20 protein-coding genes are annotated in these 21,399 nt (G+C 67.4%); 6 read left to right on the top strand and 14 right to left on the bottom strand.

What is annotated here, in order from left to right; all coding sequences use genetic code 11:
• Positions 1–24: 24 nt before the first annotated feature.
• The 11 genes from LU699_RS13420 to LU699_RS13370 form a co-directional block, all read right to left on the bottom strand.
• Positions 25–585 carry a hypothetical protein gene (locus LU699_RS13420; RefSeq protein ID WP_232137129.1) on the bottom strand — a complete coding sequence of 187 codons (561 nt, stop codon included), beginning with the start codon at positions 583–585 and terminating at the stop codon, positions 25–27.
• A gap of 336 nt (positions 586–921) precedes the next feature.
• Positions 922–1,293, bottom strand: a complete 372-nt coding sequence (locus LU699_RS13415) for a hypothetical protein (protein WP_232137130.1) — start codon at positions 1,291–1,293, stop codon at positions 922–924.
• A 140-nt stretch (positions 1,294–1,433) separates the two neighbouring features.
• A complete protein-coding gene (gcvH, locus tag LU699_RS13410) occupies positions 1,434–1,829 on the bottom strand; it encodes a glycine cleavage system protein GcvH (RefSeq protein WP_232137132.1) in 396 nt (131 codons plus the stop codon).
• Between the two features lie 70 nt (positions 1,830–1,899).
• The gene (gene gcvT / locus LU699_RS13405; protein ID WP_232137134.1) at positions 1,900–2,997 is read right to left on the bottom strand and encodes a glycine cleavage system aminomethyltransferase GcvT; all 1,098 of its coding nucleotides are present in this window, start codon (positions 2,995–2,997) and stop codon (positions 1,900–1,902) included.
• Between the two features lie 154 nt (positions 2,998–3,151).
• Positions 3,152–3,583 carry an NfeD family protein gene (locus tag LU699_RS13400; protein WP_232137378.1) on the bottom strand — a complete coding sequence of 144 codons (432 nt, stop codon included), beginning with the start codon at positions 3,581–3,583 and terminating at the stop codon, positions 3,152–3,154.
• Positions 3,584–3,595: 12 nt separating this feature from the next.
• Positions 3,596–4,561: an SPFH domain-containing protein gene (locus LU699_RS13395; RefSeq protein WP_232137136.1), complete on the bottom strand. Its 966-nt coding sequence runs from the start codon at positions 4,559–4,561 to the stop codon at positions 3,596–3,598.
• A 126-nt stretch (positions 4,562–4,687) separates the two neighbouring features.
• Positions 4,688–5,635, bottom strand: coding sequence for a DUF6607 family protein (locus LU699_RS13390; protein WP_232137138.1), 948 nt, complete (start codon positions 5,633–5,635; stop codon positions 4,688–4,690).
• 28 nt (positions 5,636–5,663) lie between these two features.
• Positions 5,664–6,260: a ChuX/HutX family heme-like substrate-binding protein gene (locus tag LU699_RS13385; protein WP_232137139.1), complete on the bottom strand. Its 597-nt coding sequence runs from the start codon at positions 6,258–6,260 to the stop codon at positions 5,664–5,666.
• A gap of 2 nt (positions 6,261–6,262) precedes the next feature.
• A complete protein-coding gene (locus LU699_RS13380; protein WP_232137141.1) occupies positions 6,263–8,494 on the bottom strand; it encodes a TonB-dependent hemoglobin/transferrin/lactoferrin family receptor in 2,232 nt (743 codons plus the stop codon).
• 144 nt (positions 8,495–8,638) lie between these two features.
• Positions 8,639–8,845, bottom strand: coding sequence for a hemin uptake protein HemP (gene hemP / locus LU699_RS13375; RefSeq protein WP_232137142.1), 207 nt, complete (start codon positions 8,843–8,845; stop codon positions 8,639–8,641).
• 145 nt (positions 8,846–8,990) lie between these two features.
• Entirely contained in the window at positions 8,991–9,962 is a 972-nt protein-coding gene (locus tag LU699_RS13370) for an aldo/keto reductase (RefSeq protein WP_232137143.1), read from the bottom strand.
• A gap of 97 nt (positions 9,963–10,059) precedes the next feature.
• Here LU699_RS13370 and LU699_RS13365 point away from each other — a divergent pair, with 97 nt between their 5' ends.
• The 4 genes from LU699_RS13365 (at position 10,060) to dusB (ending at position 14,592) form a co-directional block, all read left to right on the top strand.
• Positions 10,060–11,193 (top strand): GGDEF domain-containing protein, encoded by a 1,134-nt coding sequence (locus LU699_RS13365; protein ID WP_232137144.1) that lies wholly within the window; start codon positions 10,060–10,062, stop codon positions 11,191–11,193.
• Positions 11,194–11,277: 84 nt separating this feature from the next.
• Positions 11,278–12,579 (top strand): NupC/NupG family nucleoside CNT transporter, encoded by a 1,302-nt coding sequence (locus LU699_RS13360; protein WP_232137145.1) that lies wholly within the window; start codon positions 11,278–11,280, stop codon positions 12,577–12,579.
• A gap of 13 nt (positions 12,580–12,592) precedes the next feature.
• Positions 12,593–13,543, top strand: a complete 951-nt coding sequence (locus tag LU699_RS13355; protein ID WP_232137146.1) for a ribokinase — start codon at positions 12,593–12,595, stop codon at positions 13,541–13,543.
• Between the two features lie 53 nt (positions 13,544–13,596).
• Positions 13,597–14,592 (top strand): tRNA dihydrouridine synthase DusB, encoded by a 996-nt coding sequence (gene dusB / locus LU699_RS13350; RefSeq protein WP_232137147.1) that lies wholly within the window; start codon positions 13,597–13,599, stop codon positions 14,590–14,592.
• Positions 14,593–14,716: 124 nt separating this feature from the next.
• Here the strand turns inward: dusB and LU699_RS13345 are convergent, their stop codons facing one another.
• From LU699_RS13345 to olsF, 3 genes are read right to left on the bottom strand one after another with little or no spacing between them, the layout of a single operon-like run.
• Complete coding sequence (locus LU699_RS13345; RefSeq protein ID WP_232137149.1) at positions 14,717–15,766, bottom strand: metal-dependent hydrolase; 1,050 nt, start codon at positions 15,764–15,766, stop codon at positions 14,717–14,719.
• Between the two features lie 38 nt (positions 15,767–15,804).
• A complete protein-coding gene (locus tag LU699_RS13340) occupies positions 15,805–16,635 on the bottom strand; it encodes a UDP-2,3-diacylglucosamine diphosphatase (protein WP_232137151.1) in 831 nt (276 codons plus the stop codon).
• Positions 16,632–18,326, bottom strand: a complete 1,695-nt coding sequence (gene olsF / locus LU699_RS13335) for a bifunctional ornithine lipid synthase OlsF (RefSeq protein ID WP_232137153.1) — start codon at positions 18,324–18,326, stop codon at positions 16,632–16,634. The genes LU699_RS13340 and olsF overlap by 4 nt, the downstream gene beginning before the upstream one ends.
• Before the next feature lie 205 nt (positions 18,327–18,531).
• Here olsF and metK point away from each other — a divergent pair, with 205 nt between their 5' ends.
• Both metK and LU699_RS13325 read left to right on the top strand, forming a co-directional pair.
• Positions 18,532–19,743: a methionine adenosyltransferase gene (gene metK / locus LU699_RS13330; RefSeq protein ID WP_232137155.1), complete on the top strand. Its 1,212-nt coding sequence runs from the start codon at positions 18,532–18,534 to the stop codon at positions 19,741–19,743.
• 178 nt (positions 19,744–19,921) lie between these two features.
• Positions 19,922–21,334 (top strand): circularly permuted type 2 ATP-grasp protein, encoded by a 1,413-nt coding sequence (locus tag LU699_RS13325; protein WP_232137157.1) that lies wholly within the window; start codon positions 19,922–19,924, stop codon positions 21,332–21,334.
• Positions 21,335–21,399 lie beyond the last annotated feature (65 nt).

The following is a 21,399-nucleotide window of genomic DNA, read 5'->3' as shown; positions in this document are numbered from 1 at the left end:
ATGACGAAGTGCAGCTACGTCAGATCAGATCAGCGGCGTCGGCATCTGCGGAATCACGACCGGCGCGGACTTCTTGGTGCGCTTGGCAGGCGCGCGCTTCTTCGTCGCGGCCTTCTTGGTTGCAGACTTCTTGGTTGCAGACTTTTTGGTCGCTGCCTTCTTGGTGGCGGCCTTCTTCGTGGCCTTCTTGGCAGTCGACTTCTTCGCAGTCTTCTTGGTCGCGGACTTCTTGGTCGCCTTCTTCGCAGTCTTCTTTGCAGTCGACTTCTTGGCGGCCTTCTTGGTGGCCTTCTTCGCGACGGACTTCTTCGCGACCTTCTTCTTGGCGGCCTTCTTGGTGGTCTTCTTCGCAGCCTTCTTCACCGCCTTCTTCGCGGTCTTCTTGGCAGCAACCTTCTTCTTCGCGACCTTCTTGGTGGTCTTCTTCGCCGCCGGCTTCTTCTTGGCGACCTTGGCAACCTTCTTCGCGACCTTCTTCACAGCCTTCTTGACCTTGCTCACCACTTTCTTGGCGGTGGACTTCTTCGCGGTCTTCTTGGCCGCCTTCTTGGCAGGCGCTTTCTTTACGGCTTTCTTCGTGGCCATGGAATGGCTCTCCTCGTCAGTGGACTTGCATGTACAGCGGCCCAGTTCTCAAACGGCACGCGGGAGTTGGACCCGCGCACAACCGCCGACGCGCACCGCGCATCGGACCGGATTCGAAGGGTGGGTCGTCGACTGCACGACGTCGCCCCGGTGAAGCGGAAACCTGCACGCGCCAGATCTGTCGCGTAGGTCGGAAAAAGGGGTTGGGAAATTTCGCAGCGGAGACGATGCCCGCATCCACCGTGTGATGTTCCTGGCAGAGGTTCGAGTTGTGCTGCGCGCTGGTGTCGTGGTTCGACTCACTCGTTTCGTTGCGGACGTGTGTTGCCGCGAAACCTAATCACGGTTTTTTCTACTGTCAACAGGTCGTTGCAATTTTTCTTCAGACCCGCCGGCACGCATGTCGGGCGATGCTGCGCCGCGATGCCATGCACGCGGTGCGATCCAATGTGCAGCCGCGTGCATCGCGCAAGAAACGCTTTCGCAAAACATCATAAAAAAAGGCATCAATGCATCGGCGCGTTTGTGTTGCATGCATTTCGACGTTGCGTGGGCCGGCATTTCCGGCATGGTGAAAAAAGGATCACCCACCCGACCGCAACGTAAATCCGGCTGCACCGCGCGCGACGCGTTTGCGCGGTTGCGGGATCGGTTTGCGCAGAAAATGCGCGGCCTTCGAACGCGTCGATCGATGTTCGCGTCGTGCATCGGGGGACGTCGACTGTCGCGGCGCGACGACTTCGCACGACGCCGCCGTCACGTCATCGGATCGGAAGGCCGGAAACGAAAACCGGCGCATTCCTCTCGGAACGCACCGGTCGATGTGCACGACGGTTCGAACGAAGACGTCAGTCTTCTTCGCCCTCGATCTGTTCGGCGTACTCGTCGGGCGCCAGCAGTTCGTTGAGCTGGTCGGGCTCGCTCAGTTCGACGACGAACAACCAGCCTTCGCCGTAGGCGTCTTCGTTGATCGTCTCCGGCTTGTCGGCCAGCGCTTCGTTGACGGCGGTGATCGTGCCCGAGACCGGGGCATAGACATCGGACGCGGCCTTGACCGACTCGACCACGGCCACGCCGGTGCCGGCCTGGATGTCGTCACCGACGGCGGGCAGTTCGACGTACACCAGGTCGCCGAGCAGGCCTTGGGCGTGGTCGGAGATGCCGATGGTGACCTTGCCGTCACCTTCGATACGGACCCACTCGTGGGACTTCAGGAATTTCAGGTCGCCAGGGATTTCGCTCATGGTCGGCTCCGGGGAAAACGTTCGATCGGGAAGGTGGGGCTAGTGTAACGACGATGCCGAGCGGCGCGCATCAGACGCCGTCGGCGGGTTGGCCATTCTTGACGAACGGGAACTTGACCACGCGCACCGGGACCTGACGGCCGCGGATGTCGACGGTGACCTCGCCCGGCTCGCCGGCCGGCACGCGTGCGAACGCGATCGCCTTGCCGATCGTCGGCGAGAACGTGCCCGACAGGATCTCGCCGGCGCCGTTCGCGGTCGCGACCGTCTGGCCGTGACGCAGGACGCCCTTGTCGTCCATCACCAGGCCGATCATCTGCCGCGGCGCGCCATCGGCCTGCGACTCCAACAGTGCGCGGCCGTTGAACGCGCGGCCTTCGTCGAGCGCGACGGTCCAGCCGAGCGCGGCTTCGAACGGCGACACGGTTTCGTCCATGTCCTGTCCGTAAAGCGCGAGGCCGGCTTCGAGGCGCAGTGTGTCGCGCGCGCCGAGGCCGGCCGGTGCGACGCCTGCTTCATGCAGCGCCATCCACAGGGCGACCGCATGCGACTCGCCGACGACGATCTCGAAACCGTCTTCGCCGGTGTACCCGGTACGGGCGACGAACAGATCGCCGAACGCGGTGCCTTCGAGCGCGGCGGCGGCAAAGCGGCCGAGCTTGGCGACGGTCTTTCCGTTGCCGTCACCGAGCAGCGTGGCAACCGTGTCGCGCGCCTGCGGGCCCTGCACGGCGATCATCGCCAGCTCCGGGCGCTCGGTCACGGCGACATCGAAGTCGGCAGCCTGCTCGGCGATCCACGCCAGGACCTTCTCGCGCGTTGCCGCATTGACGACGAGACGGAACCAGTCGTCGGCCATGAAGTAGACGATCAGGTCGTCGACGATGCCGCCGTCCAGCGTGAGCATGCAGGTGTAGAGCGCCTTGCCCGGCACCTTTAGTTTGTCGACCGAGTTGGCGACGAGGCGGCGCAGGAAATCGCGCGTGCCCGCACCGCGCAGGTCGACGACGGTCATGTGGCTGACGTCGAACATGCCGGCGTCGCGGCGGACGTGGTGGTGTTCCTCGATCTGCGAGCCGTAGTTGAGCGGCATATCCCAGCCGCCGAAATCGACCATGCGTGCGCCGAGCGCACGGTGGGCATCGTTGAGGATCGTCTTCTGCGTCATCTGGCCGGCTCGCAAGCGGAAAGCCGGAATTATCGCAGGTCGGGCCGGCGCGCTGCGGCGCCTGGCGGTGACCGGGGTGGCGAAATCCAATACCCGGCGCAGCCTGCGATGGGTTTCGCTGCGCTCTGCCCATCCTACGAAGGCAGCGGAATCCTCAGGCCGCTTCGACGTGCAGGTTCACGCCGTCGGTGCCGACGATGCGGACGTGCGTACCGGTGGCGAGGTCCGGACCTTCGACGACCCAGAACGCGTCACCGATCTTGATCCGGCCGCGGCCGTCGACGATGCCCTGCTCCAGCGGCAACACGCGACCAACGTGCTGCTGCGCACGGCGGTTGAGCAGCGGCTGGTCGCTCTGACGGGCGCGCTTGCGGAAGAACCTCTGGTAGACCAGCACCGACAGGAAACTCAGCACGACGAACAGCGCGACCTGGGTCAGCAGCGTCAGCCCGGGGGCGAACAGCGCGACCAGAAACACCGCTGCGGCGGCGAAGCCCATCCACAACAGGAACGCGCCGGGCGCCAGCGTCTCGGCCGCCATCAGCAGCAAGGCCAGCGCGCCCCAACCCGCGACATCCCAGCGCATCCAGTCCATGGCTCAGGCTCCGGCGCGCGGACGCTGGACCGGCGGCGGCGTGGGCGACGCCGGCTTGCCCGACAACGCTTCGCGCGCGAGTTCGCCGATGCCGGCGATCGAACCGATCAGGCCGCTGGTCTCCATCGGCATCAGCACGAACTTCTGGTTCGGCGCCATCGCCAGTTCCTTGAACGCCTCGACGTACTTCTGCGCGACGAAGTAGTTGATCGCCTGCACGTCGCCGTTCGCAATCGCGTTGGACACCATTTCGGTCGCCTTGGCTTCCGCCTCGGCCAGACGCTCGCGCGCCTCGGCCTCGCGGAACGCGGCTTCCTTCTTGCCTTCGGCCTGCAGGATCGACGACTGCTTGTCGCCCTCGGCGCGCAGAATTTCCGACTGCCTGTGGCCTTCGGCCTCGAGGATCACCGCGCGGCGTTCGCGCTCGGCTTTCATCTGCCGGGCCATCGAATCGATGAGGTCGCGCGGCGGCTGGATGTCGCGGATCTCGATGCGCGTGACCTTGATGCCCCAGGGATTGGTGGCGTGGTCGACGACATTGAGCAGCTGCGCGTTGATGCGCTCGCGGTTGCTCAGCGATTCGTCGAGATCCATCGAACCGATCACGGTGCGGATGTTGGTCTGCACCAGCGCGATCGATGCGATCTCCAGGTTCGAGACTTCATACGCCGCCTTGGCCGCGTCCAGCACCTGGAAGAAGACGACGCCGTCGACGCGCACGACCGCATTGTCGCGGGTGATGACTTCCTGGCTCGGCACGTCCAGCACCTGTTCCATCATGTTGATCTTGCGGCCGACGCCGTAGACCACGGGAATCAGGAAATGCAGGCCCGGCGCCATCGAATGCGTGTACTTGCCGAAGCGCTCGACGGTCCACTCGAATCCCTGCGGCACCATGCGCACGGTCTTGAACAGCACGATGACGCCGGCGAGTGCCAGTACCACGGCGAGAAACAGTCCGGTTCCCATTGATCGATCCTTGTATGCGGGCGGCCGATGCCGCTGGCTTCGAGTATAGGCGCAGCCCTGTAACGCCCCCGCCAGACACGCGAAAGGCGGGCATCGCCCGCCTTCCGGTTCTCGTCAGCGCTGCGCTCAGTCGCGCGGCGTGTCCACCCATTCGGCGAATACGGCGTCGATCTGCGCGTCGCTGACGCTGCCGCCGTCCTGCACGGTCTGCGCCTGTTCGAAGAACGGGACGATCAGCGCCATGCCGTCGACCTTGGTCTTCAGATGCACGCCATCCGGTGCGGACAGGCGCACATCCCAGCGCGCGCGCACGCGCGCCCAGTAGTCCTGCGTCGCTTTCCAGTAGTCGTAGGCCGGGGTGAAATCGATCGCATCGGTCTTCACGTAATCGTTGAAGCCGGTCTCGCGGACGATGCTGGCGGTGACGGCGCCGGATGCATCACGGACGTCCTTGTGGTTGTCCTGCTCGTGGGTCCAGCCGCCGGGCACGATGGTGTGGCGGTTGACCGCGGCGAGCGCGTTGTAGTCCTCGCGTGTGGTGTATTCGCGGCGCGGCAGCGGACGCCAGCCGGCATCCGACGTCCACGTCGATGCACCGTTCCCGTGGACCCAGCGACCGCTGCCGCAGTAGCGCGGCGCATCGCTGACTTCGAACACGCACTGGGTCCAGCCGCCCTGCACCAGTTCGGCGGGCACGTTGCGCTGGCGCCAGGTCTGATCGGATGCGAACTCCCAGCGCGTCGGCGCTTCGAACGTCCAGTCCTGGCGCCAGTGCTTGATCACGTGACCGCTTTTGACGTCGAGCAGCAGATGCTGCAGCACGATCTTCGTCGGCGTGTCCTCGACGACGATGACGACTTCGTCGCCGCCGCTGCGCTTGGGTTCCTTGCGCGTGTAGCCGGGCGCGAGCACGACTGTCTCGTCGAACAGGAAACGCACGCTGTATTCACCCTGCATGCCGAGGATCGCGCTGCGGTCGGCCTCAGGCGGGGTGGCGGGCGTGCGGGTGGCAGCCGGCGCGGCGGTGGAGGCCAGCAGGGCGGCGAGTGCCAGCGCGGTCGCTTGCGGTGTCATGTCGGTGGAACCTCGTGGTCGGGAAACGTCAGGAGAGAGGGATCGGATGGCGGTACGCGTCTGGCGACGCGGACCTGGCGGCCGCGGCTGCGCGTCGGCAGCAGCAGTCGTCGAGCGAAGACGACGGGGTGATGCCGTTGCCGCGCGCGATGCGACGCGCGCAGTCGATGCCGAGCGGCGACAGCGTGCCGAGACTGGCGACCAGCATCGGGCCGCCCTCCTCCGGCACCGCCGGTACCGACTGGAAGCGCAGCACGCTGGCTTCCCAGGCGCCGCCGCGGATGCGCTGCGCGAGGCCGCGCCACAGACGCCCGCCGATGCCGCCGGGCGCCACATCGCTGCAACGCGGGAGATTGCCGGCGAGACGCTCCCAGGCGAGAAAGTCGCTGTCGGGCAGCAGATGCAGTTGCCAGCAACAGACATCGTCGGCATCGAAGAAACGCAGGCTTTCGTGCATGCCGTCGAGGTCGAGGCCGGCATGCGCTTGCGCGCGGCGCGCCGACGACCAGCCGCCGAGTTCGCGCGCGGCACCCGGACGGTGCAGACACAACACCGTGCCCAGCGCCGCCAGTTGCGACGGCGTGGGGACGACGCATGCAGTGGGCGGCGACAGGGCGGTGACCATGGTCAGAAGTCGACCGACAGGCTGACCGCGACGTTGCGGCCCGGTGCGGTGTAGCGGTCGAGCGTGGCGCTGCTCGCAGCGATCAACGGCACCAGTCCCGCCTGCCAGACCTTGCGATCGGCGAGATTGAACACGCCGGCGTTGAGCCGCGTGCCCGGCGCGAAATTCCAGTGTGCATAGAGATCGAGCACGGCATGGCCGGGGCTTTCGAAATAGATGCTGCCGGCCGGCGCCGTTGGGAGCCTGTCGCGACGGCCGACGAAGCGACCCGCGAGCTCGGCGCCCCATGCCGCCTGGTCGAATGCGACGCCGAGTGTCGCGGTCAGCGGGTCCACGCTCGTCAGCGCCTCGCCGGTGATGCGGTCCTCGCCACGCGACCACGCCGCTGCGCCGCGCAGCGACCATCCAGCCAGCGCCGGTGCGAAGCTGTCGAAGTACACGCCGCCCTTGAACTCGACGCCGCGGATACGCGCGTCGGCGATGTTCTGCGACTGGTAGACCATCAGCCTGGACACGGGATCGATGCCGGTGTAACGCGTCGACTCGATGAAGTCGTCGTACTGCGTGTAGTACGTGCTGAGGCTGGCGTAGGCGGCGTCGCCCGAGTAACGCACGCCCAGTTCCAGACCGTCGCTGGTTTCCGATTTCAGATCCGGATTCGGGATCGCCGTATAGCCGAACTGGAAATTGGTGAAGCCGATATTGACGTCGTTGTAGGGCGGCGCGCGGAAGCCGCGGGCGTAGCCGCCGTACAGCGACCAGGCATCGGCGAACGTCCACACGAAGCCGAGCTTCGGCGACACGCTGGTCTCGTGGAGGTCGGCGACCTGCGTGGCCGGGTTGTCCTCGCGGAAGATCGAATCGACTTCGGGTTCCAGCCGGTAATGGTCGACGCGCACCGCCGGCACGAGGCGGAACGCACCACCGGCGAATGCAATCTCGTCCTGCACGTACAGCGACGCCTTGGTGGTGTCGCTGATCGGGAAGTCGCGCACCGGGAAGGTGTCGGGCGACATCGCGTTGGTGACCACGCCGGTGTCGAGGAAGATGCGGCGGCCGTCGCGCTTCTGTTTCGTCTCGGTGCGCTCGATATCGATGCCGTAGGCCAGCGCGTGTTCGACGCTGCCGGTCTCGAAGGTCTTGCGCGCATTCGCCTGCAGGCCATAGCTGCGCTGGTCGAAGTAAAACTCGCGTTCGCGTCGGTCGCGGATCGTCGCGGCGCCCGACGGCACGCGACGCACTTCCACGCTGTCCTGACGGGTGCGGCTGTCCTGGCGGTAGACCTGCCAGTCGACGCCGTCGGCGAGCGCCGACGACAGGCCGTCGAGTTCGTGACCGAAGGTGATGCGTGCGCGCGACTGGTGGTCGTTACCGAGCACCTGGGTGTTGGTCGCGCGGGTCAGGCTCTGGAAGCCGTAGGAGCTGAGCACGTCGGTCTCGACGTCGTCCTCGTTGCCTTCGACCGTCAGCTTGAAGCGCTGCGTGTCGCTGGGGGCGAAGACCAATTTGCCGAGTACGCTGCGGCCGTTCGACGACTGCGGGTTGGCCTGCGTGCGCGCAGCACCTTCGCCGCCGATCCCACCCATGCTCTCGGTTTCCTTGCCCTGGCGATGGCTCACCGCCGCCAGGCCCGACCAGCGCTCGCCGCCGAAGGCAGCGGTCGCACCGGCGAACAGACCTTCGTTCGCGCCTTCGAACCCGATCTTGGTACCGACGTGCGCGGTGTCGCCGTCGCGCAGATAGTCGGACGGATCCTTGGTCACGAACGACACCACGCCGCCCAGCGCGTCGGAGCCGTACAACGAACTCGTGGGCCCGCGCACCACTTCGACGCGCTTGAGCGTTTCCAGATCGACGAAGTTGCGGTTGGCGCTGGAGAAACTGCCGATCGCGAATGCATCCGGCACCGCGATGCCATCAGTCTGGATGCGCACGCGGTTGCCGCCGAGGCCGCGGATGCGGATGTCGTTGAGGCCGAAGCGGCCGAAGCTGCTGCCGACGGTGATGCCCGGCTCGTAGCGGAACAGATCGGCGATGTCGCGTACCAGCAGCGTGTCCATGCGCGCGCGGTCGATCACGTCGACGGTATTGGGCACGTCGCTGATCGCACGCTCGGTGCGGGTGGCGGTGACGACGATCTGGTCGAAGTCGCGCGGTTCGCCGTCGGGTGCGGCGACGGCGGCGGTGGACGACAGGCACAGGGCCAAGGAAACGGACAGCAGGCTGGGACGCATGGGCGCTCGCGAAAAGTGGAGATCAGCGAGCTGGCGAGCGCGGAGGAGGATCGCGCGGGCGGGCAGCCTCTGGAGAGAGGGGGGGCAACACGGCGTGTCGCCCGCACGATCCATCGGGACCGGGCGGCGACGCGCAAAAGCGGTTTACTTGGTCAGGATCAGCTTGTCGTTGCGGGTGTGGCGCAGACGGTAGATCTCGTTGCCGTGGCGGATGCGCAGTTCGCGCTGGCCGCGCAGCAACTGCACGCTGTCGAGCTCGATGACATCGGGAGCACGCGTCAACGGATGGACGTTGCCGGCGTCGTGGGCGTCGCGGGGAGCGGATGCATCCTGGAACTGGGACACGCGCATGTCGGGATCCTCCGGTAGGGGATTCCGATGATAGTGATTCTCATTCACTAGTCAAGCATGGTGCGGTCAACCCTCTTGCGCGTGGCCATGCCCTGTTCCGGGCGTTGCCTCGCCGTCGGGCACGGACCCTTCGCCGCGATACCCGTCAGCCGGTCACCGCCTCCACCCGCCGCCAGACGTTGTCGTCGAAACGATCGAGCAGCGTCAGCGCCTCCAGGTTCTCGAGCAGTTGCGACACCCGGCTAGCGCCCAGCAGCACGGTGGAGACATGCGGATTGGTCAGGCACCACGCGATCGCCAGTGGCGCAGGCGCCACGCCGAGTTCGGCGGCCAATGCAGTGAAGCGCCCTGCCCGTCCGACGCGGTTCGCGTTCGCATCGCCGAGCACGCTGCCCTGGAGCCATTCGAGTTGCGGTTGCGCGAGGCGGCTGTCGGCCGGCACGCCGTCGGTGTACTTGCCGGTCAGCAGGCCGGACGCCAGCGGCGACCAGATCGTCGTGCCGAGTCCGAGCTCTGCATACAAAGGTGCGTACTCCAGCTCCACGCGCTCACGGCGCAGCAGGTTGTATTCGGGCTGCTCCATCGTCGGACCTTGCAGATGGTGGGTGCGTGCGATCTGGGCGGCCTCGCGGATCAGCGCCGCCGGCCATTCGGACGTGCCCCAGTACAGCACCTTGCCCTGGCGGATCAGCGCATCCATCGCCCACACGGTTTCGGCGACCGGGGTGTCGGGATCGGGCCGATGGCAGAAGTACAGATCGAGGTGCTCGACGCGCAGGCGCTTGAGCGCCGCGTCGCAGGCATCGCGCACATGCTTGCGTGACAGGCCGCGTTGCGTGGGGCGCGGATCGGCGGCCGCGCCGAAGAACACCTTGCTCGACACGCAGTAGCCGTCGCGCGGCAGGCGCAGATCGGCGATGACGTCGCCCATGACCTGTTCGGCCGCGCCGTTGGCATAGCCCTCGGCGTTGTCGAAGAAATTGACGCCGTGGTCCCACGCGGCCGCGACCAGGTTGCGCGCTTCGCTGCGGCCGATCTGGCTGCCGAAGGTGACCCAGGCCCCGAACGACAACGCGGACAGCTGCAGGCCGGATGAGCCGAGGCGGCGGTACTGCATGGGAACTCCTGGAACGGTCGGAATGCGCAAAGTATGCCCGCCGTCCACCGGCGAGCGCCCGCGCTATGCTGCGGCAGCTGCCACAGGGACCGTCTTGATGCGCGCACCGCAACGCACCCGGCAGGGCGTCGTCGCCACATTGTTCGGCCGTGCCGACGAGGTGATGCTCGAACTCGGCGCCGGCGGCGAACTGATGGTCGCGCGCGTCCGCGCTGCGCTCTCCCTGTTGATCCTGCTGTTGCCGCTGATCGCCGCAAGTGGCGGCCACGGCACCCGCACCGTCGTGGTCGGACTCGCGCTGGCGGTATTCGCCAATCTGATGGCCCAGGTCTGGCTGGCGCTCGCGCGGCGCCAGCGTCGACACCCCTGGCTGCCCTACGCCACCGCCAGCTACGACATCAGCATGACCACGCTGGTGCTGGTGCTGCTGGCGACCCGCGAGCCGGCGGCCGCGCTCAACAGCGTGGTGGTGTGGAACTTCTACATGCTGGCGATCGCGCTCACCGCGCTGCGCAACGACGGACGCCTGGCGTTGTATGTCGGCGGGCTGGCGGTCGTGCAGTACGCGGTGCTGGCGATCGCGCTGATGGCCGGCACCGGCGAAGCGCGGCCGGCGTCACTCGGTTACGGCGTGGCCTCGGTCGCCGGACAGGTCGAGCGTCTGTTGCTGCTGGCGATGATGACGGTGGTCGCCTGCGCGGTCGTCTATCGCATGCAGCGGCTGGTGGATCTGTCCGGACGCGACGGCCTGACCGGCCTGCCCAACCGCGCCTGGCTGCTGCAGCACGCGCCTCGGCAACTCGCGGACTCGCGCCGCGAAGGCCGCTCGCTGACGCTGGGCCTGCTCGATCTCGACGGCTTCCGCCGGATCAACGCCGATGCCGGCCCGCGCGCCGGCGACCGCGCGATCCGCGGCATCGCGCTGCGGCTGCAGACGATGCTGGAAGACGACGAATCGCTGTCGCGGATCGGCGGGCAGGAATTCGTGCTGCTGCTGCGCTGTCCGGCCGGCAGCGCGTGGGAACGGCTGGACCGGTTGCGACGCGACATGTGCAACGAGTCTCTGGTGGTCGATCGCGACGGGCGCCCGCTGCCGCTGAGCTTCAGCGCCGGACTCGCCGCGTTTCCGCCCGATGGCGGCGACGTGTCGGCCCTGCTCGGCGTCGCCGACCGTCGTCTGCAGCAGGCCAAGCGCGCCGGCCGCAACCGCGTGGAAGCGCGTGACGCCTGAACGACGGCGTTTTCACAGGTGCTGTGGTTGCCCGGGCCGGCCCGCTGCACTAGGCTGCGCGACTTGGCGAAGGGCCCGGGGGCCATGATGGATGACTTGACGCGGATCGGCTTCGGCCTGTTCGGACTGGCCGTGCTGCTCGCGATCACGTGGCTGTTCTCCAACAACAAGCGCAAGGTCGACTGGAAACTGGTCGTCACCGGCGTGACGCTGCAGATCGCGTTCGCCGCCGTCGTGCTGCGCGTGCCCGGTGGCCGCGAGGTGTTCGACGCGCTCGGCCACGGCTTCGTCAGGATTCTCTCGTTCGTCAACGCCGGCTCGGAGTTCATCTTCGGCAGCCTGATGAACATCGAGACCTACGGCTTCATCTTCGCCTTCCAGGTGCTGCCGACGATCATCTTCTTCGCCGCGCTGATGGGCGTGATGTACCACCTGGGCATCATGCAGTTCGTCGTGCGGATCATGGCCTCGGCGATCACCAAGGTGATGCGCGTATCCGGCGCCGAGACCACCAGCGTCTGCGCCAGCGTCTTCATCGGCCAGACCGAAGCGCCGCTGACCGTGCGCCCCTACATCTCGCGGATGACCCAGTCCGAACTCATCACGATGATGATCGGCGGCATGGCGCACATCGCCGGCGGCGTGCTGGCCGCGTACGTCGGCATGCTCGGCGGCGGCAATCCGGAAGAGCAGGCGTTCTACGCCAAGCATCTGCTGGCCGCGTCGATCATGGCCGCGCCGGCGACGCTGGTGATCGCCAAGATCCTGATTCCCGAAACCGGTGAGCCGCTGACCCGCGGCACGGTGAAGATGGAGGTCGAGAAGACCACCAGCAACATCATCGACGCCGCGGCCGCAGGCGCCGGAGACGGCCTGCGTCTGGCGCTGAACATCGGCGCGATGCTGCTGGCCTTCATCGCGCTGATCGCGATGGTGAACTACCCGCTGGAGTGGATCGGCGAAGTCACCGGTCTGGCGGAAGCGATCGGCAAGCCGACCAACCTGGCGACGATCTTCGGTTTCGTGCTGGCGCCGATCGCGTGGCTGATCGGCGTGCCGTGGCAGGACGCCTCGGTGGTCGGTTCGCTGATCGGCCAGAAGATCGTCATCAACGAATTCGTCGCGTACCTGCAGCTGGCCGACATCGTCAACGGCCGCGTCGACGGCGTGGTGCTCAGCGAGCAGGGCCGTCTGATCGCGACCTACGCGCTGTGCGGCTTCGCCAACTTCAGCTCGATCGCGATCCAGATCGGCGGCATCGGCGGGCTTGCCCCCGACCGTCGCCAGGACCTGGCGCGCTTCGGCCTGCGCGCGGTGCTGGGCGGCACGATCGCCACGCTGATGACGGCCACCATCGCCGGCGTGCTGACTTACGTCGGCGCCTGATCGGACTATTCGCGTGAGTCATGTCGTCGTCGTCGGGTCGTTCAATGTCGACCATGTCTGGAACTGCGCCACGCTGCCGCGCCTGGGCGAGACCCTGAGCGGTCGTTACCACACCGGTCCGGGCGGCAAGGGTTTCAACCAGGCCATCGCGGCCGCGCGCGCGGGCGCCGCCACGGGCTTCCTGTGCGCGCTGGGCAATGACGATGGCGGCCGCCAGGCGCGCGCACTCGCCGAAGCCGACGGCATCGACCTGCGCGTGCACGACAGCAGCCAGCCCACCGGCACCGCCGGCATCTACGTCGACGAGGCCGGTCACAACACCATCGTCATCGGCGCTGGCGCGAATGCCGATCTCAGCGTCGCGTGGCTGGGCCGCCAGGCTGCTGCGCTCGCCGGTGCGCGCGTGCTGCTGTCGCAGCTCGAATCACCGCTCGACAGCGTGCTCGAAGCGATGCGCCTGGCGCGCGCGGCCGGCACGATCACCATGCTCAACCCGGCGCCGGCAAACGCGCAGTGCCTGCGCGAACTGCTGGCCGCAGCCGACATCCTCACGCCGAACGAAACCGAGTTCGCCGCGCTGCTGGAACGCCATACCAGCCACCGCATCGACAGCGACGCGATCGCCGGCACGCCCGATGCGCAGCTGCATCGCCTGTGTCGAACCCTGCTGCCGCGCGGCACCGTGGTGATCACGCTCGGCGCCGCCGGCGCATTCGTCTCGCACCGCGAAGACCTGCTGCGCGGCGACGACGTACCGTTCTATCGCGTGGCCGCCGGCAAGGTGGAGCCCGTCGACACCACCGGCGCCGGCGATGCATTCAATGGCGCCCTTGCTGCGGCTTATGCAGCCGCGCACGCGCATCCGTTCGCCGAACACGTGCGCTTCGCCAACCGCTACGCCGGTCTGTCGACCGAACACGTCGGCGCTGCACTCGCGATGCCGCGGCTCGCCGTCGGCGGCTGAACACCCCGTGCGGCCGCGAGCGCCGCGCTCCGCCGATACGCGACAATAGCGGCATGCAGATCGGCCCCTACCGCATCGAACCGAACGTGGTCCTGGCCCCGATGGCCGGGGTCACGGACAAGCCGTTCCGCCAGCTGTGCAAGCGGCTGGGCGCGGGCCTGGCGATGTCGGAGATGACGATCAGCGATCCGCGCTTCTGGCAGACCGAAAAGTCGCTGCGGCGTATGGATCACGACGGCGAACCCGCGCCGGTCGGCGTGCAGATCGCCGGCACCGAGCCGGCGATGCTGGCGGATGCGGCGCGCTACAACGTCGACCATGGCGCGCAGATCATCGACATCAACATGGGCTGCCCCGCGAAGAAGGTCTGCAACGCCTGGGCCGGTTCGGCGCTGATGCAGGACGAGGCGCTGGTCGCGCGCATCCTCGACGCCGTGGTGCGCGCGGTCGACGTGCCGGTGACGCTGAAGATCCGCACCGGCTGGTGCGCCGAGCATCGCAACGCCCCGACCATCGCGCGCATCGCGCAGGACGCCGGCATCGCCGCGCTCGCGGTGCACGGCCGCACCCGCGACCAGCACTACACCGGCACCGCCGAGTACGACACGATCGCCGCGATCAAGGCCGCGCTGTCGATTCCGGTGCTCGCCAACGGCGACATCGATTCGCCGGAGAAGGCGCTGGCGGTGCTGCGACACACCGGCGTCGACGCGGTGATGGTCGGCCGCGCCGCGCAGGGCCGGCCGTGGATCTTCCGCGAGATCGCGCATTTTCTCGCTACCGGCACGCATCTGGCGCCACCGACGCTGACCGAGATCCGCGACATCCTGCTCGGCCATCTCGAAGCGCTGCACGCGTTCTACGGCGAGACCTCCGGCGTGCGCATCGCGCGCAAGCATCTGGGCTGGTATGCCAAGGATCGGCCCGAGAACGCGGCGTTCCGCAGCGTGGTCAATCGCGCCGAAAGCGCGGACGCGCAACTCGCGCTGACCTGCGATTATTTCGATGCGCTGGTCGCCGGTGACCTCCGGCCGACGCTCGCGGCCTGACCGCGACCGTCCGTAGGATGGGTTGAGCGCAGCGAAACCCATCCCCGCAGTTGCGCCGGAATACTCCGCAGCGCTGAGGCGCCGATCGATGGGTTTCGCTGCGCTCAACCCATCCTACGAAGCGTCAATGGGTCCCGACCGCTTCGCCGATATCGAGGCCAGGCGATGCCGGCTCACGCCAGATGCGCGCCCAGGTGGCGTTCCACGTCGACGCGATGTCGCGTGCCATCGGCGCCTGCGTCGGCGGGATCGAGGTCCAGCCGTCACCGGTGCGCTGCGCCACATCGAAGCGGAAGAAATAGTCAGGCTCGTTGCCCATGCGCAAATCGCTGAGCTGCAGGGTGCCGTCGACGACCGTTGCGCCCATGAAGCCGTGGTTGAACCACGCGAGACGTTGCACAGCAGGCAGGCCCGCGTTCTCGCGCAGTGCGGCGACATCGGAGGGATACGCGGTGAACTGCATCGGGCCACGATCGGCCACCAGCGAGCGGAAACCTTCTACATACCCGTCGTCGGTCATCGCGACGACGCGCCACAACACCGTGTTGGCCGGCATCGGCACCGAAAACCGCGGTGCATCGCCGAGGCCCATCGCGACCAGCGCGCGATCCGCCTCGCGATCGACCAGGGTCTTGGCCACCAGCGACCAGCCCAGATACGCCGTGCTCAATACGAGCCCGACCGTGATCAGGCGACCGGCGATCAGACGCGGACCGGCGAACGCGGCGACGAGCACGCCGATCAGCAGCCACACCGTGTACAGCGGATCGATGATGAAAACGCTGGACCACATCGCCGGCGGTGGCGTGAGCGGCCACCACAGCTGCGTGCCGTAGACGGTGAACGCATCGAGCAGCGGATGCGTGATCAGCGCCAGCGCGATCGCCCAGAACCAGCGCACCGGCGATGCGGCCACGCGACCCTTGCCGAAGCGCTTGAACAGCCACCAGATGGCAGCGGCGATCAGCGGCAGCACCAGCAGGGAATGTGTGAGCCCACGATGCAGGGTCATCCGCAGCACCGGGTCGTCGGTCATCAGCGCGATCGGAAAGCCGTCGAGGTCCGGCAGGGTGCCGAGCACGGCGCCGGCCGCGAGCGCGGCACGACGATGGGCGGCAGGCACGATGGCAGCGGCGACCGATGCGCCGAGCACGATCTGGGTCAGGGAATCCATCCGCCGATGCTAGCAGTCGGCCACGCGACGGCGATGCCTCAGGCTGCGCGCGGCACGAGTGCCGCCGGCACTTTCGCGTCCCGCGCAGGCAGGGCCGCGAGCACCTCGCCCTGGTGCGACAGCAGGCGCAGGCTGCCGTCCTGCGCTTCGGCCAGTGCGGTCAGACTTTCGACCCAGTCGCCGTCGTTGGCGTAGACCAGACCATCGCGCTCGACCAGAGACGCGCGATGGATGTGGCCGCAGACGATGCCGTCGAGGCCACGCCGGCGCGCGTCGTCGAGACCGGCCTGCACGAAGCGTTCGATGTAGCGCTCGGCCGCGCCGCTGCGTTGCTTGAGGAATTCAGACAGCGACCAGTAGCGCATGCCCAGCTGCCGGCGCGCGCGGTTGAGCCACTGGTTGCCGGTGAGGATGCGGTAGTAGAGCCAGTCACCGAACCGTTCCTGCAGGCCGCCGAAGTGGGTGATCGCGTCGTAGTCGTCACCGTGCGTGACCAGCAGGCGGCGGCCATCGGCGGTTTCGTGCACGGTGCGCCGGCGCACCTGCATGGCAGGCAGCGCGAGGCCGCAGACACGCCGCAGCGCGCGGTCGTGGTTGCCGGGCACGTAGACGATCTTGGTACCGGCGCGGCGCAGTGCATGCAGCGCTTCGACCACGCGGATCTGCGGTGCACCCCAGCGCGCGCGGCGCTGCGCCATCCACCACAGATCGACGATGTCGCCGACCAGATACAGCCGGTCACAGCGCAGGCCATCGAGAAACGTGGCCAGTTCCGCCGCATGGCAGTGCTTGGCGCCGAGATGCACATCGGAGACGAACACCGCGCGGTGATGCGGGCGCGGTGGTGGCAGTCGGGTCGGCAGGCTCATGCGTCGGTCTTCCCCAGGTAGCGGCGCCGCTTGTGCGGACGCAGGCGGTGCAGGTCCAGTTCGACGAGGCCGTCGACGGAATTGCAGAAGTCGGGATCGACGCCGAATGCGAGAAAGCGCGCGCCGCCCGGCTCGCACAGCTCGACGTACTGGCGGTACAGCGTGGGCACGCCGGCACCGAACGCAGCGAGTCCGGCCTTCAGTCGCGTCAGCGCGGATGCGGCGTCGAGATCGCCGAACGACGGCGCGTCGCCTGCGAATGCGAATGGCCGACGCGCGACCGCGAGTCCATCGCCGGCGTGATAGCGCTGGAAATAGGCGACGAGTTGCTCGCGCGCGTCACGCGGCAGCGCCGCGCTGATCGACGCCGGTCCGTACAGCCAGCGCACCTGCGGATGACGTTGCAGATACACGCCGATGCCCTGCCAGAGCGCATCGAGCCCGCGCCCGCCCCAGCACTCGGGCACCACGAAACTGCGGCCCAGTTCCATACCGGCCCGCAGGCGCGGCAGCGCATCTTCGGCGTAGCGGAACAGCGATGCCGAGTAGAGACCTTCGAGCCCGCGCCGCGCGAGGACGTCCGCGCCGCAGGCCACGCGGTACGCACCGACCACGCGCGCCGTGCTGTCGTCCCACAGCACGATGTGGTCGTAGTGCGCATCGAAGGCGTCGAGATCGCAGGCGCGTCCGGTGCCCTCCCCGACGCGGCGGAACGTCAGCTCACGCAGGCGGCCGATCTCGCGCAGCAGCGGGTTGCGCAGATCGCCGCGCAACAACCGCACCTGCTGACCGGCGCCGAGTTCGCACAGACATTCCGTCACTGCGACCGCCGCGCGCAGACGTGCCGGCGATTCCGGACGCGCCAGCGGCGCCTGGCCGTCGGCGCAGGCCTCGCGGCGGGTGCCGATCGCATAGAGCTGACGGCGCAGCGAACGCAATACCGCGTCGCCATCTTCATCGGCAGGCAGGGCCAGCGGCGTGCCGATGCGCAGGCGCAACGGCCGCGCGCGCCGCGCGTACATTTCGCGCGCCAGCAGCGCCGTGCCCGCAGGCCGATACAGCGCGGAGACGCCATAGAACAGCGGCGAATTACGCGCCTCGATACGGACCGGCAACACCGGCGCGCCAGTAGTACGGACGAAGCGCAGCACGCCGCGACGCCAGCGCGAATCGCGTACCCCACCCGGGCCGAGCCGCGAGACTTCACCGGCCGGGAAGATCACCACGCAGGCGTCTTCGCGCAAGGCAGCCTCCACTGCGGCGATGCTGGCTTCAGTCGGACGGCCGCCAAGAATCCGCACGCCCAGCATGAGCGGCGCCAGCGGCTGGACCGTCGACAGCAGATCGTTGGCGACGATGCGCACGTCGCGTCGCACCCGGCCGATGCAGGCCAGCAGCGCCAGCGCATCGAGTGCGCCGGAGGGATGGTTGGCAACCACCAGCAACCGGCCGCGCGCCGGGATGCGAGCGACGTCGGCGTCGCTCACCTCGAAGCGCAGGCCCAGGTGCTCGCCGCAGGCGGCGACGAAGTCGAATCCGGAGAGATGGGCGCTGCCGGCGAGAAACGCGTCGATGTCGTCGAAGCGCGACCAGTGGCCGATGCCACGCAGCAGCGGCTGCGTGATGCGGGCGCGGCGACCGCGGAACCAGTCGGGCCAGCGTTGCCGGAGACGATCCTCGATCCGGAGCATGGGAAACCAGTGCGGACGGGATGCGCGCAGCCTGTGCCTGCGCCGCGTCGCGCGCGTTGCAGCGCGCTTTCAGGCCTGTGACAGTCGGGACGCCGGCGGCGCGCTTAACCGCAGCGCAATCTTCTGCAGGGCAGAATGCATTTCCGGGGCGGTCGCTGTATCATTTCGTCCCATCTTTTCATCCGAATATAGGGATATAGGCCTGATGTCCAGCTATCTCTTCACCTCCGAGTCGGTCTCCGAAGGCCACCCGGACAAGATCGCCGACCAGATTTCCGATGCCGTCCTCGACGCGATCCTCGCGCAGGACAAGCGCGCCCGCGTGGCGTGCGAAACGATGGTCAAGACGGGCGTGGCGATCGTCGCCGGCGAAGTCACGACCAGCGCGTGGATCGATCTGGAAGCGCTGACCCGCAAGGTGATCCTCGACATCGGCTACAACAGCTCCGACGTCGGCTTCGACGGCGAGACCTGTGGCGTGCTGAACCTGATCGGCAAGCAGTCGCCCGACATCAACCAGGGCGTGGACCGCAAGAACCCCGAGCAGCAGGGTGCCGGCGACCAGGGCCTGATGTTCGGCTATGCGACCAACGAGACCGACAGCTACATGCCGGCCGCGATCCACTTGTCGCATCGCCTTGTCGAGCGCCAGGCGCAGATCCGCAAGAAGAAGAATTCGAATCTCTCGTGGCTGCGTCCCGACGCGAAGTCGCAGGTCACACTGCGCTACGAAGACGGCAAGGCGACCGCGATCGATGCGGTGGTGCTGTCGACCCAGCACGATCCGGGCGTCAAGCAGAAGGACCTCATCGAGGCCGTCCGCGAAGAGATCATCAAGCCCGTGCTGCCGGCGAAGTGGCTGCACAAGGGCACCAAGTTCCACATCAATCCGACCGGCAAGTTCATCATCGGCGGCCCCGTGGGCGACTGCGGCCTGACCGGCCGCAAGATCATCGTCGACACCTACGGCGGCTGGGCGCGCCACGGTGGCGGTGCGTTCTCGGGCAAGGATCCTTCGAAGGTCGACCGCTCGGCTGCGTACGCCGCGCGTTATGTCGCCAAGAACGTCGTCGCGGCCGGCCTCGCCGACCGTTGCGAAGTGCAGGTGTCGTATGCCATCGGTGTCGCCGAGCCGACCTCGATCTCGGTGACGACCTTCGGCACCGGCAAGATTCCGGACGAGAAAATCGAGAAGCTGATCCGCAAGCACTTCGACCTGCGTCCGTACGGCATTATCCAGATGCTCGACCTGATCCACCCGATGTACCAGCAGACGGCGGCCTACGGCCACTTCGGCCGCAAGCCGAAGGATTTCAGCTACACCGACGGTGCCGGCAAGTCGCAGAACGCGACGTCGTTCTCGTGGGAGAAGACCGATCGCGCCGATGCGCTGCGCGCGGACGCGAAGCTGAAGTAAGCAATCCGGCTGCGGCGTCTGCCGCGACGGCATCACTTCCGGGAACGGGCCGCACATGCGGCCCGTTTTTCGTGGGGCGTTCCGGTGCCGTCACCCGTTGTGCATCGCGGAGTTCGCATGCTATCTGTGCAGTGCAGCACAGATCCGCCCGCGCGCTGCCCACGGAGCCTGTCACCCGATGCCGCCCAGCTTTGACGAGATGCACGATGCCGACGGGCATGTCCGCCCGCACTATCGCGGCTTCGACGACTGGCTGCAGGCCACGCCTGACGAACAGGTGGCGCACAAGCGGCGCGAGGCGGAGATCTCCTTCCACCGTGTCGGCATCACGTTCTCCGTCTATGGCGAAGAGTCGGGCAACGAACGCCTGATTCCCTTCGACATCGTGCCGCGCGTCCTGCCGGCACACGAATGGAAGATGCTCGAGGCCGGCCTGCGCCAGCGCGTGCATGCGCTGAACCTGTTCCTGGGCGACATCTACGGCGACCAGCGCATCCTGCGTGACGGCCGTATTCCGACCGAGCTGGTGCTCGACAACAGCGAGTACCGCAAGGAAATGCAGGGCCTCAAGGTCGCCTGCAACACGTATTCCCATGTCTCGGGCATCGACCTGGTGCGCGCCGGCGACGGCGAGTACTACGTGCTCGAAGACAACCTGCGAGTGGCGTCCGGCGTGTCCTACATGCTGGAGAACCGCCGGATGATGGCGCGGCTCACGCCCGAGTTGTTTGCGCGCCAGCAAATCGCGCCGGTCGAGCGGTATCCCGATGCCCTGTTCGAGGTGCTGCGCCAGTGCGCGCCTGCGAACGTGGACAATCCGGTGGTGGCGGTATTGACCCCGGGTGCGGCGAACTCCGCCTATTTCGAACACGCGTTCCTCGCCCAGCAGATGGGCGTGGAACTGGTCGAAGGCGCGGATCTGTTCGTGCAGGGCGACATGGTCTACGCGCAGACCACGCGCGGCGCCCAGCGCGTGCACGTGATCTACCGCCGCATCAACGACGACTACCTCGACCCGACCGTCTTCAGACCCGAATCGATGCTCGGCGTGCCCGGCCTGTTCGGCGCCTACCGCGCCGGCAACGTCACGCTGGCGAATGCGCCGGGTACCGGCGTCGGCGACGACAAGTCGGTGTATCCGTATGTGCCGGAGATGATCCGCTACTACCTCAGCGAAGAGCCGATCCTGCACAACGTGCCGACCTGGCAACTGCGCAACAAGGACGATCTCAAGTACACGCTCGAGCATCTGCCCGAACTCGTGGTCAAGGAAGTCCATGGCGCCGGCGGCTACGGCATGCTGGTCGGGCCCGCGTCGACGAAGGCGGAGATCGAAGAATTCCGCGCGCGCATCCTTGCCGATCCGGGCAACTACATCGCCCAGCCGACGCTGTCGCTGTCGACCTGCCCGACCTACGTCGAGAGCGGCCTCGCGCCGCGCCACATCGATCTGCGCCCCTACATCCTGAGCGGACGCCGCATCCACGTGGTGCCCGGTGGCCTGACGCGCGTCGCGTTGCGTGAGGGCTCGCTGGTGGTGAACTCGTCGCAGGGCGGCGGCACCAAGGACACCTGGGTGATGGAGGCATGAGCCGCGCGATGTCCGATCGCCTCGACGCCCGCGCCCGCACACACACGTCCATCGGCGCGTTGCGT

It is taken from the genome of Luteimonas fraxinea, assembly GCF_021233355.1.
Lineage (GTDB): Bacteria > Pseudomonadota > Gammaproteobacteria > Xanthomonadales > Xanthomonadaceae > Luteimonas > Luteimonas fraxinea.
Note: the sequence above shows the minus strand (reverse complement) of the source record. Positions and strands in the feature narration are given on the sequence as shown.